Origin of the sequence: Heliobacterium chlorum (assembly GCF_014502795.1) — a bacterium.
GTDB lineage: Bacteria > Bacillota > Desulfitobacteriia > Heliobacteriales > Heliobacteriaceae > Heliobacterium > Heliobacterium chlorum.
Map to the genome: position 1 here is coordinate 23,599 of NZ_JACVHF010000013.1, position 15,318 is coordinate 38,916.

At 44.9% G+C, this 15,318-nt stretch carries 13 protein-coding genes and 2 pseudogenes; 9 read left to right on the forward strand and 6 right to left on the reverse strand.

The window, feature by feature from the left end; genetic code table 11:
• Nucleotides 1-25: 25 nt before the first annotated feature.
• Both H1S01_RS12625 and H1S01_RS12630 read left to right on the forward strand, forming a co-directional pair.
• Nucleotides 26-943 carry a stalk domain-containing protein gene (locus H1S01_RS12625; protein WP_243237299.1) on the forward strand — a complete coding sequence of 306 codons (918 nt, stop codon included), beginning with the start codon at nt 26-28 and terminating at the stop codon, nt 941-943.
• Between the two features lie 299 nt (nt 944-1,242).
• Nucleotides 1,243-4,455, forward strand: a complete 3,213-nt coding sequence (locus H1S01_RS12630) for a leucine-rich repeat protein (protein ID WP_188040819.1) — start codon at nt 1,243-1,245, stop codon at nt 4,453-4,455.
• Nucleotides 4,456-4,514: 59 nt separating this feature from the next.
• On the opposite strand, the gene H1S01_RS12635 is transcribed toward H1S01_RS12630, so the two are convergent.
• From H1S01_RS12635 to H1S01_RS12645, 3 genes are all read right to left on the reverse strand, one after another.
• Nucleotides 4,515-5,468: a hypothetical protein gene (locus H1S01_RS12635; RefSeq protein WP_188040820.1), complete on the reverse strand. Its 954-nt coding sequence runs from the start codon at nt 5,466-5,468 to the stop codon at nt 4,515-4,517.
• 150 nt (nt 5,469-5,618) lie between these two features.
• Complete coding sequence (locus H1S01_RS12640) at nt 5,619-6,866, reverse strand: tetratricopeptide repeat protein (RefSeq protein ID WP_188040821.1); 1,248 nt, start codon at nt 6,864-6,866, stop codon at nt 5,619-5,621.
• 386 nt (nt 6,867-7,252) lie between these two features.
• On the reverse strand, nt 7,253-7,471 hold the full coding sequence (locus H1S01_RS12645; RefSeq protein WP_188040822.1) for a hypothetical protein: 219 nt from the start codon (nt 7,469-7,471) through the stop codon (nt 7,253-7,255).
• Between the two features lie 225 nt (nt 7,472-7,696).
• Between H1S01_RS12645 and H1S01_RS12650 the strand changes: the two genes are divergently transcribed.
• The 3 genes from H1S01_RS12650 (at nt 7,697) to H1S01_RS12660 (ending at nt 10,109) form a co-directional block, all read left to right on the forward strand.
• The gene (locus H1S01_RS12650; protein WP_188040823.1) at nt 7,697-7,924 is read left to right on the forward strand and encodes a hypothetical protein; all 228 of its coding nucleotides are present in this window, start codon (nt 7,697-7,699) and stop codon (nt 7,922-7,924) included.
• A 96-nt stretch (nt 7,925-8,020) separates the two neighbouring features.
• Nucleotides 8,021-9,121: a copper amine oxidase N-terminal domain-containing protein gene (locus tag H1S01_RS21535; protein ID WP_243237294.1), complete on the forward strand. Its 1,101-nt coding sequence runs from the start codon at nt 8,021-8,023 to the stop codon at nt 9,119-9,121.
• Between the two features lie 400 nt (nt 9,122-9,521).
• Nucleotides 9,522-10,109 (forward strand): YdcF family protein, encoded by a 588-nt coding sequence (locus H1S01_RS12660; protein ID WP_188040824.1) that lies wholly within the window; start codon nt 9,522-9,524, stop codon nt 10,107-10,109.
• Between the two features lie 116 nt (nt 10,110-10,225).
• Here H1S01_RS12660 and H1S01_RS21180 read toward each other — a convergent pair.
• A pseudogene (locus H1S01_RS21180) lies at nt 10,226-10,315 on the reverse strand (manganese catalase family protein); the annotation flags it as partial.
• Nucleotides 10,316-10,713: 398 nt separating this feature from the next.
• On the opposite strand from H1S01_RS21180, the gene H1S01_RS12665 reads away from it, so the two are divergent.
• The 4 genes from H1S01_RS12665 to H1S01_RS12680 all read left to right on the forward strand — a co-directional run bounded on the left by H1S01_RS12665 (nt 10,714) and on the right by H1S01_RS12680 (nt 14,820).
• Nucleotides 10,714-12,447, forward strand: a complete 1,734-nt coding sequence (locus tag H1S01_RS12665) for a recombinase family protein (protein ID WP_188040825.1) — start codon at nt 10,714-10,716, stop codon at nt 12,445-12,447.
• Between the two features lie 192 nt (nt 12,448-12,639).
• Nucleotides 12,640-13,284 carry an accessory gene regulator ArgB-like protein gene (locus H1S01_RS12670; protein ID WP_188040826.1) on the forward strand — a complete coding sequence of 215 codons (645 nt, stop codon included), beginning with the start codon at nt 12,640-12,642 and terminating at the stop codon, nt 13,282-13,284.
• Between the two features lie 34 nt (nt 13,285-13,318).
• Entirely contained in the window at nt 13,319-13,441 is a 123-nt protein-coding gene (locus H1S01_RS12675) for a cyclic lactone autoinducer peptide (RefSeq protein ID WP_188040827.1), read from the forward strand.
• A gap of 11 nt (nt 13,442-13,452) precedes the next feature.
• Entirely contained in the window at nt 13,453-14,820 is a 1,368-nt protein-coding gene (locus tag H1S01_RS12680; RefSeq protein ID WP_188040828.1) for a sensor histidine kinase, read from the forward strand.
• A 112-nt stretch (nt 14,821-14,932) separates the two neighbouring features.
• Here the strand turns inward: H1S01_RS12680 and H1S01_RS12685 are convergent.
• Together H1S01_RS12685 and H1S01_RS12690 are read right to left on the reverse strand one after the other, a co-directional pair.
• Nucleotides 14,933-15,031, reverse strand: a pseudogene (locus tag H1S01_RS12685) (manganese catalase family protein); the annotation flags it as partial.
• Between the two features lie 29 nt (nt 15,032-15,060).
• A complete protein-coding gene (locus tag H1S01_RS12690; RefSeq protein ID WP_155475453.1) occupies nt 15,061-15,318 on the reverse strand; it encodes a spore coat protein CotJB in 258 nt (85 codons plus the stop codon).

Sequence of the window (15,318 nt, forward strand, 5' to 3'; positions counted from 1 at the left end):
CGAACGGAGTTTAGGGCCAGTGAACATGAAAAAAATGAAAAAGCTGCTTACCGTATCTTCCTTCATAGCATTTTTCTTTGGAGTAATACTGTTAAGCCTACTACCGACAAAAGCATACGCTTGGCAAACTAAAGAAGAAGTTGATAAGTTTAATTTTATAGGTACTATCTATGAATTCTCCTCTAAGGAAGACACCGCAACGCCTACGAAGAAGTATGTACCCAAGTTTAAAACTCGGCCATATGTCCTATACCGTATGGGTAATACGGTATTTGGATGTCAACCCGATCTGTCTTTCGTCGGAAAAGATGAAATCGATTGGGCTGATGTGAGGATATTACTAGATAATTATAGCGGGGAAGACATAATCTCCATAAATGGTAAGCCGTGGAAAGCAGATCCTTGGGCGGTAAAAAAATTTGGGGATAGATACAATGCTAGACTAAACCATCGAGAAGTATTTGGTTGGACAAGAACACTACCTATGGAGGCTTACCCTAAGCTTCCCGAGTCTGGACATATATCTGTAAACGTCTTTGGGGAGTTCCGAGTTGGAAGTGTATGGACAAATGATACTGCAGAACCCCTGTGGTTGTCGGTTTCACCATTCTGGCGTAATGAAGTTCCATACATACCGATTAAAGATGTTCTATCTCCTTTAGGTGCATCTTTCACGTTTGACTTAGCTCTAAATGATACGACGATAAAAGCGAATGGACATACTGTGATTGTACATCCAGGTAGTCAGATAATTTATGTTGATGAAAAGGAAGTAAATATTGGCTGCAACCCTTTGAACATAGACGAAATAATGTGTGTACCAGCTAAAGTTGCGGAATACCTCGGGTTTACAGTAGATACCTTTTATGCAGTCGATAGATATTCACCAGAGAAAGGGTATTCGACGAAAGACCATATAGAACGTATAACGGTTACAAAATAGTAAAAGTCCAGAGCGAAACAGCAAACATAGAAAAGAACGTAAGCCGAGATCTTCTCCGTTATTTTACGTGAAACTAATTTCATATAAAACATGATTAAAACCGTCCTTATTCAGGGCGGTTTTGTTAGTTCCGATCACTAGTTGACTAAATCAGTCCCGTCCGAGGTAGGGGCTCTTCTCCAAATAATTTAATATAGTTAACACTTTCGCTAAAGGAAAAATATGGCCGACGTAGAAATAATAATAACCAAAATATCTAAGCTTATACCAAAATTTAATTTGGAATTAGGAGGGTGCAAATGGAGCTATTGTATCGACGATCGCCAAAACGAAATTGGTTAAGTGCCACATTGGTCATAGCGATGACCCTAGTAATCATGTTAAATCCACTCGCCGCGCTGGCTAATGAAACCAAACAAGCGACACCTTCGCCACTTCCGGCACTTTTCAGTGATGTAACGGGCGATGATCCGAATTACGTTTTTATTAATTACGCCGTAAAACGAGGATTGCTTACGGGCTACCCTGATGGATCTTTTCATCCCGATGAGGGACTGACACGGGCGCAAGCGGCGTCTCTGCTCGCCAAGGGTATGCATCTATCGAAGGACGAGACAGTCAAATCTCCGTTTCCCGATGTGCCCGCCGACCATTGGGCACAGTCAGCGATTGCTGCTTCCAGCCGAGCCGGGTTATTGCGGGGTTTTGAAGACGGAACCTTCCGGCCTGACGAACCATTAACACGAATTCAATCGGTTGCCCTGTTGCTTCGCCTTGAAAAGACGCCCCTACCGGTGGTGAAGCGAAGTTTCACGGATGTTTCAGAAGACCATTGGGCGAAGCGACAAGCTGCTGTAGCAGCGGAAACTGGTTTAGTTGATCTGAGGGACAGCAAAGTATTTTCTCCCAATCAAACCTTTACTCGGCGCGAGATGGCCCGAGCCCTATCGATGTTGTATACGTTGGCCCCATCACTTCGTGAAACCGAACTGCCGATGACATTGGTAGTGAAGGAAGGAAAAACGACCCTGACGACTAATTCTGCTTCCCAGCAGATCAAGGGTGAGACATCGGTAAAACCTGGAGACTCCATTTGGGTGGAAACAGGAAGTGCCGAACTTCTCTTTGAAGACGGTACCGGTATGCTCTTAAAAAATGGAACCCGGATGACTGTGAAAGAGGGTAAAGGACGTGCCTACATAAAAAGTTTGGGTATGCCCGGGATATCTGTCGATTGGCTCCGAGTAGAGATGCCGGATGGTGAAACTATCGGTGTGTTGGCCACCAACCGAATCCTACGAAAAGAGCATACAACGACACCCAATGCCATGTTGAATCCATCCGGCTTACGATTAGCCTCGACCGACGAAAATACCCTTACGGAAGCATTGAAGCGGTTTCGCTTAGCAGAGGAAGCACAAGAACAAGGTGCTACGGGCGAAGAGTGGTGGAAAGTTTCGGCGGAAGAAAAGACTCGCATTCAGATGGATATGGCTTGGGGAGTTGCTGCTGTCCAAGGGACGCGATTTGCGGCTCGCGGAAATTCTGGTGGAACCGGATCGTTTAGCGTCATGGACGGCCGGGGTAGCATCTCCGCAGCCGGACAATCCTTTGCTGTTCCGCCTGGCCTGGAAACAACAGTGGCTACACCCGGTCAACCACCTGCCCCGCCTGCGCCCTTATCGCCGGCGGCAATCGAGAGCTTTGTGGCAGCGCAATCATTTTTGACCCAACAAGCTGCACGAACCGTACAAAACCAACCAACCCCAGTAGCTCTTCCACCCGCATTACAAGCCCAATTGGCTCCAACCATAGCCCCGACACCGGTTCCACCTGCAGTTCCGCCAGCAATTCAATCGCTGTACCAGTCGATCAATCAGGAGGAGGTAGCTGCTGCAACGGCTCTTTCTAACAATGCAGCTCCGCCACCACCTACACCGGTGATACCGACGAGACCTACGCATCATAGCGGACCTACACCGCTGGCGTTAGGAACGGTCGCCCCCCCGGAGGGTCAAGTCGGTGTAAGCTACAGTGCGACGATTAGTGCCACAGGTGGCACGGGAAATAAGACCTACGAGATAATAACAGGAAATCTTCCAACCGGTCTTTCGTTTGAAAACGGAATAATCAGCGGAACTCCTGCGTCAAATACGCATGGAATCTACACGTTCACGGTAAGAGCGACAGATAGTGCAAGTCCGCCAGCGGCGATAAACCATACGTACACGTTGGTCATCAGCACTTACAAGCAGCACTTTATGTTTGATAGTGAAACTGGAACCATTATAGGCTATAATCCACAAGGGGGCGGTGATCCACAATGGGACGATGATTCACAAGGTGGAATCAAGGTTGTCATACCCACCCAAATAGATGGATCGACCGTAGTAACTATTGGCAACGGAGCGTTTCTTGAAAAGGGTATCACCAGTGTAATACTACCTAAGGGTCTACAAAGCATTGGTGATTCGGCTTTTGAATACAACCCTCTTACTAGCATAACAATACCTAATAACGTAACCAGTATTGGTGCTCTCGCTTTTAAGGAAAGCGCTCTTACCAGTGTTACATTACCTAACGGTGTAACCAGTATTGGTGATGAGGCTTTTGCAGGCAATGCGCTTACTAGTGTAAAAATACCGAACAGTGTTACTAGCCTTGGTGCGGCGGTTTTTGAGAGCAACCATCTTACCGATGTTACGTTACCGAACTGCATAACCAGCATCGGCCATCACGCTTTTACCGGCAATCTACTTACCAGCGTAACAATACCCACCAGCGTAGATTCCATTGGTGCCTATGCATTTATGGGCAATGCTCTTACCAGTGTAACAATACCTAGCGGTGTAACTAGCATCGGAGACTATGCGTTTGCTTATAACGATCTTACCAGTGTAAACATATCTAATAGTGTAACTAATATCGGCCGGTATGCTTTTCGTTCTAACTCACTTTCTAATGTAACAATTCCCAACGGTGTAGCCATCATCAGCAATGGTGCTTTTTTTGATAACGTACTTCTCACTGAGGTCACATTGCCTGATAACGTAAATGTTGGCGATATGGCGTTCCAAAATGACTCGTTATCATCAATTACGATCGGAACAAGTGTGACTTTAGGAGATTATTTACTCAATGAAACAGATAACAGTTTCCGCTTCGTCTACATAGAAGAAGGAAAAGGAACTTACACCTTACAAGAAGGGAATTGGATCAAACAAGTAATAACCCCAGCGTCGATAACCCCAGTGGCGGCAGAACCTGTATCAGCCACAGCAGTGACAATAGGGCACACATTATCGTCCTCAATATTAAGCGGAACATTTCAAGTATCAGAGTCTGATACTACATCCGTAGATGGAACATTAATATGGGACAGTCCCGGAACGACGGTCAATGAGACGGGTTTGTTTGGTTGGAGATTTATCCCTGATAATTCGACGATGTATAACGTGGTAACCGGAACCATAACTGTAACCGCGAATCCTCTACCAAATCCTCTACCGTAAAATATCGCCGTAAAAAAGCCCTAATCTCCGTAGAGGGAGACTAGGGCTTTTTTCTCGGTTTATTTAATACCTAATGTTTCTTTTATGAATTCGTAATAGGCTGAATCCGGCATTTGGGCAGGGTGAATTAAGTTCGTAGGTTCAAAAGAAGCACAGTTTTTTATTGAAGCCATCAGTTCTGCTAAACCATTATGGCTTTTATTTACCGATTCGAGGTACTCTTTCATCGATACGGTTCCCCGGATGAGTTGGTTATCCAAATCCTGTTTAATTGACGCGAACTTATGAAATTCGTCTATGACAGAAGGCTTATCTTCGTCAGATACTAAAAAGTTGCGCAGCAGCGTTTCAATATGGGGGCTATCCTTCTGAATGGTTGTATCCAACCATTTACGAATGGAACCATAATAGGCTTCCTGCAATTCTTTTACGTCGTCTTCCAGGATGGTCGCCGGGTCTTCGATGTTTTTCGAACGCTTCTCTAATATGGCGTACATTAAGGGGAGGATATGATCCAGTCCCAGTCCATGACGGCCAAAATACTTCTGGCTATTATCAAAATTATCTGGCCAGTTTAACGGGGCACTGTCAATGGTACCCTTGCTTGCCGAAAAGAGGATCACATTACACATTTGGTGACAGACGCCTGTAATCGCGTAGATGATCCCGCACCAATCTTTGTACCCATCCTCGCGGTTCAGGTCCGAGTAGTGCCTTCGGGTCGGATCGGGGTCTTTTCTCGGGTAAGGAAATTTAAATTCAGCGAGTCCGCGGGCTATGTATAGGTTGCAGTCTACTTCTGTTCCCAGTGGTGTTTTGTCGGGGGAATAAATTTGTTTCGGAAAGAATAATTCGTCATCAATCTCTGCTGTCCAATAGCAATGAAAATAGATGTTTTTGTCAATAACTGTGTAAGTATGAGCGTCTTTTAGGTAAAAAACGTTAGAAACCCCGACCTGAATTTTTGAATTCGTTGGCCCGGCGCCAGAGACTTCGAATTGACCCGTTGACAATGGTCCCAACTCCTCCTTAAAGTATTTTTCACCCAACAAAATAATAACAAGAGTCAGCCCTAATTCCTATGTGATTACAAAAATTTAATACCGTATTGGGCGAACAATAAGCCCCGATATCTAAAAAGAAATCGGGGCTTTCTCGAACATTTAGTTGCCATATCCCAGTTCTTTTGCTTTTTCGAGGTCTTTGTTCGCTCTTGCCTTATCGCCTTTAGATGTAAAGACTTTAGCGCGATAAAAATATGCTTCGGAAAGATCGGGTTGTAATTCGATGGCATTATTTAAGTCGTCCATTGCCTTATCCGTTTCATTCCTTAAATAATAAGCGATCCCTCGGTTGTTATAACCTAACGGGTCTTTTGGATCTAATTGAATTGCCATGGTCGCATCTTTGAGAGCCCGCTCTGCATCATTTATGCGGATGAAAACGTCGGAGCGATTGATATAGGCGTTTTCATAGTCTGGATTTAGTTCAATTGTTTTGTTCAATTCTTTGAGTGCCTGATCATAGTTTTTGAGTTGAGAATAATAGAACCCTAACAAACCATAGTCTTCGTAACTATCAGGGGCCAATTCTAGCGATTGCTTTATATCGGCGATGGCTCTTTCATATACCTTTTTATCGGCATAAACCATTCCACGGTTATGATAGGCGATATCGAAATCGGGATTGAGCTGGATGGCCATGTTTAAATCATCTAACGCTTTATCGTAGTCTTTTTGATCCCAAAATACTAAGCCACGATTATTATATGCATTTGGATACTCCGGGTTTAGACGAATCGCCTGATTGATATCAACCAACGCCGCCGGATAATCTTTTAGACCTTCGTGACAGGCTCCCCGTTTACTAAAGGCGTCCACACAATCGGGGTTTAACTCTATCGCTTTCGTAAAAAGGGGAATAGCTTTTTCGAATTCTCCCGTTTGCATTAGCTCCACTGCACGGTTATAGGGTTCTTCCCACGGGCCATTTTTGACTCGCACCGTATTCGTCTGTTGATCGTACTCTACCTGTGCTTTGAGTTCTTCAAACATAAAGCCGAGAGGAACAAAAACCCTATCTTCAAGGATCACGGCGGGTGCACCGATCTGCTTTTCCCCTTTTCCGATCATCACTGTGCTCGAATCAACCCGAACCGTTAACTTCATACCGGCTTTCGTCAGTATTACACAAGGCTTCTCCCAAATCACCTTTGTTCCGAGTGCCTCGGAAATCGTACGCAGTGGGACCATCGTTACCCCTGTTTTTGCGTCAACAAATGGTTTTGCCTCTAAGGTGGTTAGTTCTGATCCGTTCAGCACGATGTCCGGATTCACTGAAGCCGATACTATGCCAGGGTACAGGGCGGTTGCCAATAAGATGGCTTGAGTTAAGAGTACTAATTTCTTCATAAACAACCCTCCGATCTTTTTCGTAAAGATTATTCAGTCTTCTTTGTTTTGAATCATAACGTTTTCTGAGGGTTAGTACAACAGATATATCACGTTGTTACCACTTTGGATAAGATTTTATTTGCCTAAAAATCAAGGTCGACCCTTGGTTAGGAACTGTCCCCGTCTGAACTGAAGAGCGGATACTTTATTATCCACCGAGGTCAACGGTTTCGAATTGTGAACTGTAACTACGGCGAATAAGTGACGGTAAATGAATCTGGTAGGAGAAAATGTCGATGAACAGGCACAAGGAAGCACAGTTATGCGATTTAATTACGTATTGGAACGAGTACCGCCCCATCTCTCATTTTTAAAGGAGAGATGGGGCGGTTTACTTTTTATTGTCATTGATGATAAAAGGTTCCCACACGAATAGCACTCGATTCCAGTCCGGACAAATCGACTGTTTCTAACTCAATTTGTGAAGTATAAATCTGAATATTGTTTCCTCTATAAAGCTCAATCACCTTTGATTTTGCTTCGGTTTCTGAGTTTGCTTTTACTAAACCGTAGAATACCTTGCGGTTATCGATACAGGGGACGTGATAGATAAAAATATACACGTGCATCACCACCATTCGTAATTTTTTAACGATACTTACTTCTAACTATATTCCGGGTTGGGTTATTCTTCAATCACAATATCCAGAATCAATTCCTATTAAAAAGGGTTGTTTTTGCGGTAATAAATTGAAATACAATTCTTTGGGACTTTAGAAAATAAATATATACCATTAGAATGTATTCATAAGAACATAGGCAAAATTACTTTTGATGGGAGGTATCCAATGGAACCGAAATTAATTCAACTCAAAGATGGCCCGGAGACAAAATTCAAGGAAGTTTTAGAACAACGAAAAAATGAATATTATGGAGCCCTTATTCGTGCTGCATACCTGGTCATTCTTTCATTGGAGAGACCATCCCATAAGGAGATAGAAAAAGAATACCTTGAATCATTACGAAGACTGAATATTATGGAGTATGATTTAAAAAGTGTGGGAGTCTTTCAATAAGAAAACAGAAATATGTATTAATAATGGAGGGAAATATTAAAAAACATCGAAATTGTCTGTGATTAAATTTCTTCAAATTTGGAAAGGAGAGGTCCTATGAAGAGAAAGATAGCAATTACAGCGACCACATTATGTATGGCTCTGGCGGCAATCTCTCCGGCGACAGCGATAGAAATGTACCAATCGACAGAAATAAAGCCAATCCCTTCGCAACCAACCTATTATCAGTCCCAAGAGGTAAAACCGGTTCCCGCTGCCCAAACGAACAGCGAGCAATATCAAGCAAAAGAGGTAAAACCGGTTACTTCTGATCCAGTTCAATACCAGGCGACGGAAACGAAACCGGTTACTTCTCAACCGATTGAGTATTACCAAGCAACAGAAGTGAAACCGATTTATTCCGATCCCGTACAAGAATATATAGCAAAGCCCATTTCCGTAGTCTATAACGGCAATCTCCTGAACTTTGATGGACAAGATCCCATCACGATGAACGGCCGGGTAATGGTTCCAATGCGTAAAATCTTTGAAGCTCTAGGTGCCAACGTAGGATGGGATGGTCCTACCCAGACTGTAACAGGGATCAAGGAAGGTAAAATAGTCGTGCTGCGCATCAACGCTACCAAGGCTTTTGTTAATGATCAACTGGTATCAGTCGACCCGCCTGCGCAGCTACATAATGGTCGGACATATGTGCCTCTGCGCTTTGTCAGCGAGTCATTAGGGGCTAATGTCGGATGGGACGGCGTAAACCAAAAAGTAACGATTACGATGGATTCGGGCTCACCACAAGTTGGGACAAACAATGATCAAGTGGCATCGACTGATAATACCCAAGATCTAAGCTTCTTCTTCAAAGAGTGGAAATTGAATGTGGGTGGCGGATCGACCATCATCCCGGGAATTTCCTATGATACTCAGATCACAAGTGCAGGGACAGGCACGATCGGGACGCTTGTTATTCGTAGCGATGGCACATATACGTGGAACACGGCCTCGGGTCAAATCGATGGGAATTGGAAATCGAGTGGACAAGGAACTGATGTCGGAAGCTATCCGATTATTCTCCTAAATGGAGAACTGGGACGCGATTATAAAGTAGGAAGAGGAGACGGAACCACACAAGGCCGGGAAACAAACATCACGATCGGTGATTTGAAGGGCCTTCGGTGGACCATTGGTAAGCCAGCAAACTAGTTGAACGCAAAACCCAGGCTCTAGCGAGGCTGGGTTTTCGATTATCTATAGACCCGGCTCTCTATGAAGGGACCGGGTTTTTCTTATCGGGAAGACAGTCGCCACTCTTCTGGGTAGACTGGTTTTTCACCTCTTTCTGTTGGATGATACGAATCGCGACCTTAACCATAATTCGAATGGCTGCCAAGGTTCTCGGAGAAATGTTCTTTGTCATGGTAGAGTGTATGATAAGGAAAGGAATGGACAACCACGATTTTTTCAGGCACCCCCGTTCAACGTGATCTCTTGAAAAGCTTAATTATCTCCGGAAAAGAGTATGGTTAATAATTGCTAAAGCGTAGTTCAATGAAAGGAAACTAAACCCTTGAGGGCGAACCCAAAAGCCAGGGAGGGATAGCGTTTGGCGCGTCTTTTTAAGAGTAAGCTTTTATGGATATTGGTAGCCTTGAGCACTTTGCTCCTGATGTTACGCTTTGCCGGTGATTTTCTGGTATTGGCCGACGAGCCTACCAAAGCCGACGCGATCATTGTACTGTCTGGAGATGACGGGGGTAGAACCGAACGCGCTGTTGAACTGTACCACCAGGGTTACGCACCATACATCATACTCTCGGGCGGACGGGTATACCAAGAAACGACTATGGCTGAGTTGATGCAGAAGCATGCCATAAAGTTGGGGGTACCGAAAGAAGCGATTATTCTCGAGAACAAATCCAGCAGCACCTACCAGAACGCAGCTCACAGTAAGGAGATTATGGAAAAATATCAGTTCAAATCTGCGATTGTCGTTTCCTCGAACTATCATATGAGACGTACGAAATTAGTTTTTGAGCAGGTCTTTCAAGGAACGAGCGATGTTTTTGCCTATGTACCCTTTGATAATCAGGATTATAATCCGGCCAGATGGTGGGAAAAAAATAGAGGTATCATGGTAACGATTACTGAGTACATCAAGCTGATCGGATATGTATTACGGATGGCGACATAGACGAAGTAGTTCCCTCAGAGTAAGGCCAAGGGAGTTTTCCCTAAGGCCTTTTTTCTTTTCAATGAGGATTCCAATAGCACAAGCGGCGATGGAGCCATGTCATATCAACATAGAAAAAGCCCTTTCGCTTTCTTGGTAGGCATGGAGTAACGTTGGGTGAGGTAACGCAGCGAAGCGGCCAATTCAGAGTCGGGACCGCCAGACTGACCAAAACGATAAGGTAGCCGAAGGAGGCTGATAAAGCTCACAACCCCGGCAAAGCAGGGGGAGTGGGCTTTTTACGTGGGGCCAAGCTACCTGGACAAGGCCCGTTGCATATATGTAGACAGGAAACCTAGAGGTGGTGTCTGCATGTCTCAATATCAACCGGAAGAAATCCGACAAATGCTGTTGAAGCTTTTTCTTCAATGGGCTTTGGAAGACAGAGAGCAGGTAAATATCGATATAGGAGATGAATCGCCGGAGCTAGGAGGTGTCGGCCACGACAAGAAGACAAAATCTCGACAAAGAGACTCCAATCAGAGAGCGCCTAAACAGAGAGATTCCCAGAAGAGAGACCCCCCAAAAAGATACCCTCAAGATAGAGACCGGCCAAAGAGGAAAAATGGGAGAAATAGGTAAAAGATACGCGACTAAAAACACAAACCCTGCCACAAAGGCAGACGTTACAGATGACATAGAAATCATTTTGGATGACAGAGAAATCGTCACGGATGATCTAGTAATAAAGCCGCGACAATCGGGAAACTTCGAAACGCTAACCGATATCAAAAGCACATTGAACATGCCAAACCTCTTCGTAGGTGGGTATATCCGCGTATCCACTGCAAAGGAGGGGCAGAAAACGAGTATTGAAAATCAAGAGAAGTACATACGGGAATGGTGTGAAGTCAACGGATACCAGCTGCATCAAGTCTATATCGACGTCAAAAGCGGTCAGTTTGCCAGGTTGCGTTCCGATCTGAACAAAATGCTGGCGGACATTGAAGAAAAGAAAATTTGCGGGATCGTCACCAAAGAAATCGCCCGTTCCTCTCGAGATGTGATGGACACGCTCGAACTAAAGCGAAACATGAGTGATCAGGGAGCCTTTCTCATCAGTATTCGAGAAAATTACGACAGTCGTACCGACGATGATGAGTTCCTTCTCATTATCCATGCGGCCCTCGCCCAGAAAGAGCGGAAAACGACCAGTTCCCGTATCAAAGTTACCCAAATGCTCAAAGCCAAGGAAGGGCGGGGCAACGTTCCCCCGCCCTACGGGTACCGCTATGGAGAAGACGGCCGTTATCTTCCCGATCCCATCGAGGCCCCCGTATATCGCAAGATTATCGAAAACTTCTTGAACGACCGATACGGCCGGTTGAAAATCGCCAAAGAATTGAACCGTGAGAATATACCGGGACCTCGCGGGGGAAAGTGGTGCCCTTCCTCCGTGAAGTTCATCCTGGAAAACCCCGTTTACCTAGGGATCATGATCTACAACACGACGACGCTTGTCCGGACCGCCAGCGGGGAGCGAAAAAGAGTCATCCGTCCGCAACAAGAATGGGTAATCGTTCACGAGGCCCATCCGCCGCTGATCACCAAAAAGAAATTCGATCGAGTCCAGGACTTGATCCGGCGACGGCGTGAAAAGGACAACCGGGACCGGTCGTGTTTTGAGAGAAAATACTTACTCAGTGGGCTCGTCTATTGCGGCGTCTGCGGCGGACGGATGCACGGCTCCTTTTTTCGTCAACGCTATAAAGTCAAATCACAAGAAGAAAAAGAATGTTTTTTATACCGTTATGTTTGTCAAGGCAAAAACGGCCGATGCGATCGACCGACGAAGTATTACAAAATGAACATCATTGATCAGATGATCCTAAAAGAGGTTACAAAGGTGCTTCCCAAACTTATCCGTCCAGAAGAAGTAGGGTCTTATGTCCAACGCCATAAAGATTTCTTTCATAAAAATCTATCGAAGGAGCGAAAAGAGCGAGAACAGTTGAAAGTGTTGATGGAAAAAAATAAAAAAGCCGTGCTCTTGCAACAGGTCGCGTACGAAGAAGAAGTTATCGATCTAAACGAATATAAAATACGCCTGGCTAAGCTCCGAGAGGAAAAAGAAGACTTGGTGCAAAAGTTAGAAAGACTAAACCAAAAAATGGCCTGTACCGATTCCACAGAGGATAACGTACAGGCCATAACTCTTCACATTATGAGTTCATTAGGTAGTGTTGAACAGCTAAGCAGCGATCGAAAACGCACCTTAATCGATCAGATGATTTCCCGGGTCGACGTCTATTCCCAGTATGAGATCGCCATTCATTGGAGTTTTGAAAACCTAAAGTAACCTTAAAATTTCGATATTAAGTTACAAAATTCGACATAATTAAAAATTTAAATAAAAAAGCACAAAAAACAAGGAGGATTTTCAGTGAATATGGAGAATATTGGTCGGTAAATTCGACGAAAGAGAATAAACGGAAGTTATCCATAATCATGTAAAAATAATCAAAAGGTATGAAGCAAGGGAAGGGACTCCATGGATCGTGTTTACAAACGGGCTGCCCAAATTCTGGCGCAAATTTTAGGCAGTGACGAAGAAGAACGTGCGGTTTACTTATACGCCCTGCGAGTGTGGGGAAGCACCCTGATCAATTACATACTTATAATCTTTTGTGGCTGGATGATGAACTGTCTTCTGCTTGTGCTCGTATCAAGTATCTTTGCCAGTGCCGTCCGTATCTATGGCGGGGGAGCTCACCAAAAACGTTCGGAAATGTGCGCCTTTGTCACCGTTTCGGTTCACCTTATGAGTGCGCGTATCGTCACCGATTACGGGTATGTATTCGGTTCACAGGGGTGGTTCATCCCCATCGCCGCCTTTGGCTTTATCACATGGTCAATATATCGATATGCCCCTGCGGCCGCACCGACAAAACCGCTGACAGACGAAGAGAAAAAGCGCTACAGAAAACGTGCCATCGTGGTATATGGCTTAGCCCTGCCCACATTGGCGGTCTTGTATATATCTCCTTATACACCAATGGCCTATGCAGGAATCTTAGGCCTGACCTGGCAAGCCTTTACGATGACGAAATCCGGCTTTGCCGTTGCCGCTTTCATCGATAGGATCGCCGATCAACTTATGCCCCCTAGAGACCCTCAAATCCTCCATCACTCCTAATGTATCAAAATGGTTTAGAAGGAGGTGTTGACGGATGAAGTATCGTATGTTGGCACTGTTGGCTATGGTGCTCACGTTCCTGGCTCAAGTCGGCTCCGCTTCCGCTTGTTTTGTGCATGGTTATCAGCCTGAAGTACCTAACAGTCTGAAAAAATAGGGGGACCACCGATGGAAGATTTGAGGGTCCTTTTTTTTTATCAAATATTCGAACCGGCTATTTCCTTAATCCCAGGTCTCGTGTTAATGGGGCAACAAGTTTCCCGGAAAAGGCTATGCATTTATTCCATCATCACAGGAATCATCGCATGGCTAATCCGGGGAATCTTGAGTCAGTATTTATTTGGATTACACGTGATTCCGCTTGTGTTTATTTCTATCGTCAATGCGTTTGTTATTTTGAATATCCCCATTGGGTACGCCATCACGACAGTCGTCCTTGGCTTAAGTTTGATTGCCTGCATGGAAGCGTTTATCATGCCCTTCGAAACCGAATTGTTTGGAAACATGCCATACGTTCTTATTAATTCGAGCACGCACATCGTCGGCGGATGGATGACACTCGCTGCGATCATCATCCTGACGATGATTATTCAAGTGGTCAAGAAAAAAGTCGAGAATAAAGCGCTCGTTGCGATAACCGATATTCCATTAGATGAAAAAGTTAAAAAGCTTGAAGCCAATGTGCAGATGGTCATCACATGTATAGCTCTCATGCTATTCATTGTCATATATTTAATCATGTTTTTCTCCAATTGGTCCAAATATTTCTTCGGGGAAGAAGCGAATGTTTCGAATATGGTCAGGACCGTAGGTGCCGGTACCATCGTGCTGACCATAACCATCATCATAATGATCAGCAAAATCATGACCATGTATCGAACAGCCCTGCATAGTGTCGAACTGGAACAGAACTTGGAAAAGTCGAAGCTGCTGGTCGATCAGTACAGGAAAAATCAACATGAGTTCTTAAATCATCTTCAAGTCATCTTCGGATTTATCCAGATTCAAAAGCCTGAAATGGCACTCGAATACATCAAAGAATATGATATTCGGTACCGGCAGGGGATCCATATCGGGAAAATTGCACGGGCCGACGTAGGTGCGATCCTTGTCAGTAAAATGAGTTCGAGAATCGGAGAAACGACGAAGTTCATTATGAATTTCGAAGATGATCTATCCGGTATTCCCATTAAGTCTAATGAGATGGTCTCGTTACTAGGTAACTTATTGCAAAACGCCTTGGAAGCAGTGCAGAAAGTGGAGGAATCAGAACGGTTCATTGAAATAGAGACGAAAAGGGCCGATAAGGCAACCACAATCCGAGTTTCTAATTCGGGACCGGTCATCCCGGCGGCGATGGTCGGCAAGATCTTTGTTTTCGGCGTCTCCAGTAAAGATAACCCCAATTCCGGGGTCGGCTTGTCCTTAGTAAAGTCCATCACAGAGAAATATCACGGTACGATTCGTGTAGACAGCAACGATGTTAAGACGACTTTTTTGGTGACGCTCCCCGACGTAACCAACGTAACCACGTAATCGACGTACCCAACGTAGCCAATGTAACCAACATCCATGAAAGTCGCTCACTGAAGTAACGGTGGTGTTCAACCGGATCGGCCGCCCCTTGATCATCTTATCGTTATTAACAGTCGGGACCGCCGTATTGGGCAAAAAGATATTTGGCCATCCCGATGTCGCATTTTTCCACGCGGACCGGGTATTGCAGTTTTTTCTCATAAATCCACATGCTCGTTTATCGACCTCCCCGATCCAGACTCAATACTCGATCTCCCAAGGCCAAGGCGCTTCGATCCAGTTCCAGGGGTACTTTCCGGCGGCATGACTTTCCACGGTCAACAGATCATATTTGTGTTCGTAGGCCATCTTCAGCTTCTTCAACTCGTCGACAACACGGCTGTAGTCTCGAAGCGCAGCCCGGTTGTCTGGATGAGTGTCCAGAAAGAGGTTTAAGTCGATGGCGACGAACTCAAGCTCTTGAATTCGCCGGAGAAGGTCACGTTGGCATCGATCCAT

Bases quoted from the DNA above. Each gene is read 5' to 3' on its own strand.
- H1S01_RS12630 (WP_188040819.1), top strand. From the start codon at position 1,243: ATGGAGCTATTGTATCGACGATCGCCAAAACGAAATTGGTTAAGTGCC.
- H1S01_RS12670 (WP_188040826.1), top strand. From the start codon at position 12,640: ATGGATCGTGTTTACAAACGGGCTGCCCAAATTCTGGCGCAAATTTTA.
- H1S01_RS12650 (WP_188040823.1), top strand. From the start codon at position 7,697: ATGGAACCGAAATTAATTCAACTCAAAGATGGCCCGGAGACAAAATTC.
- H1S01_RS12675 (WP_188040827.1), top strand. From the start codon at position 13,319: ATGAAGTATCGTATGTTGGCACTGTTGGCTATGGTGCTCACGTTCCTG.
- H1S01_RS12665 (WP_188040825.1), top strand. From the start codon at position 10,714: ATGGGAGAAATAGGTAAAAGATACGCGACTAAAAACACAAACCCTGCC.
- H1S01_RS21535 (WP_243237294.1), top strand. From the start codon at position 8,021: ATGAAGAGAAAGATAGCAATTACAGCGACCACATTATGTATGGCTCTG.
- H1S01_RS12680 (WP_188040828.1), top strand. From the start codon at position 13,453: ATGGAAGATTTGAGGGTCCTTTTTTTTTATCAAATATTCGAACCGGCT.
- H1S01_RS12690 (WP_155475453.1), bottom strand. From the start codon at position 15,318: ATGGATCGATGCCAACGTGACCTTCTCCGGCGAATTCAAGAGCTTGAG.
- H1S01_RS12625 (WP_243237299.1), top strand. From the start codon at position 26: ATGAAAAAAATGAAAAAGCTGCTTACCGTATCTTCCTTCATAGCATTT.
- H1S01_RS12640 (WP_188040821.1), bottom strand. From the start codon at position 6,866: ATGAAGAAATTAGTACTCTTAACTCAAGCCATCTTATTGGCAACCGCC.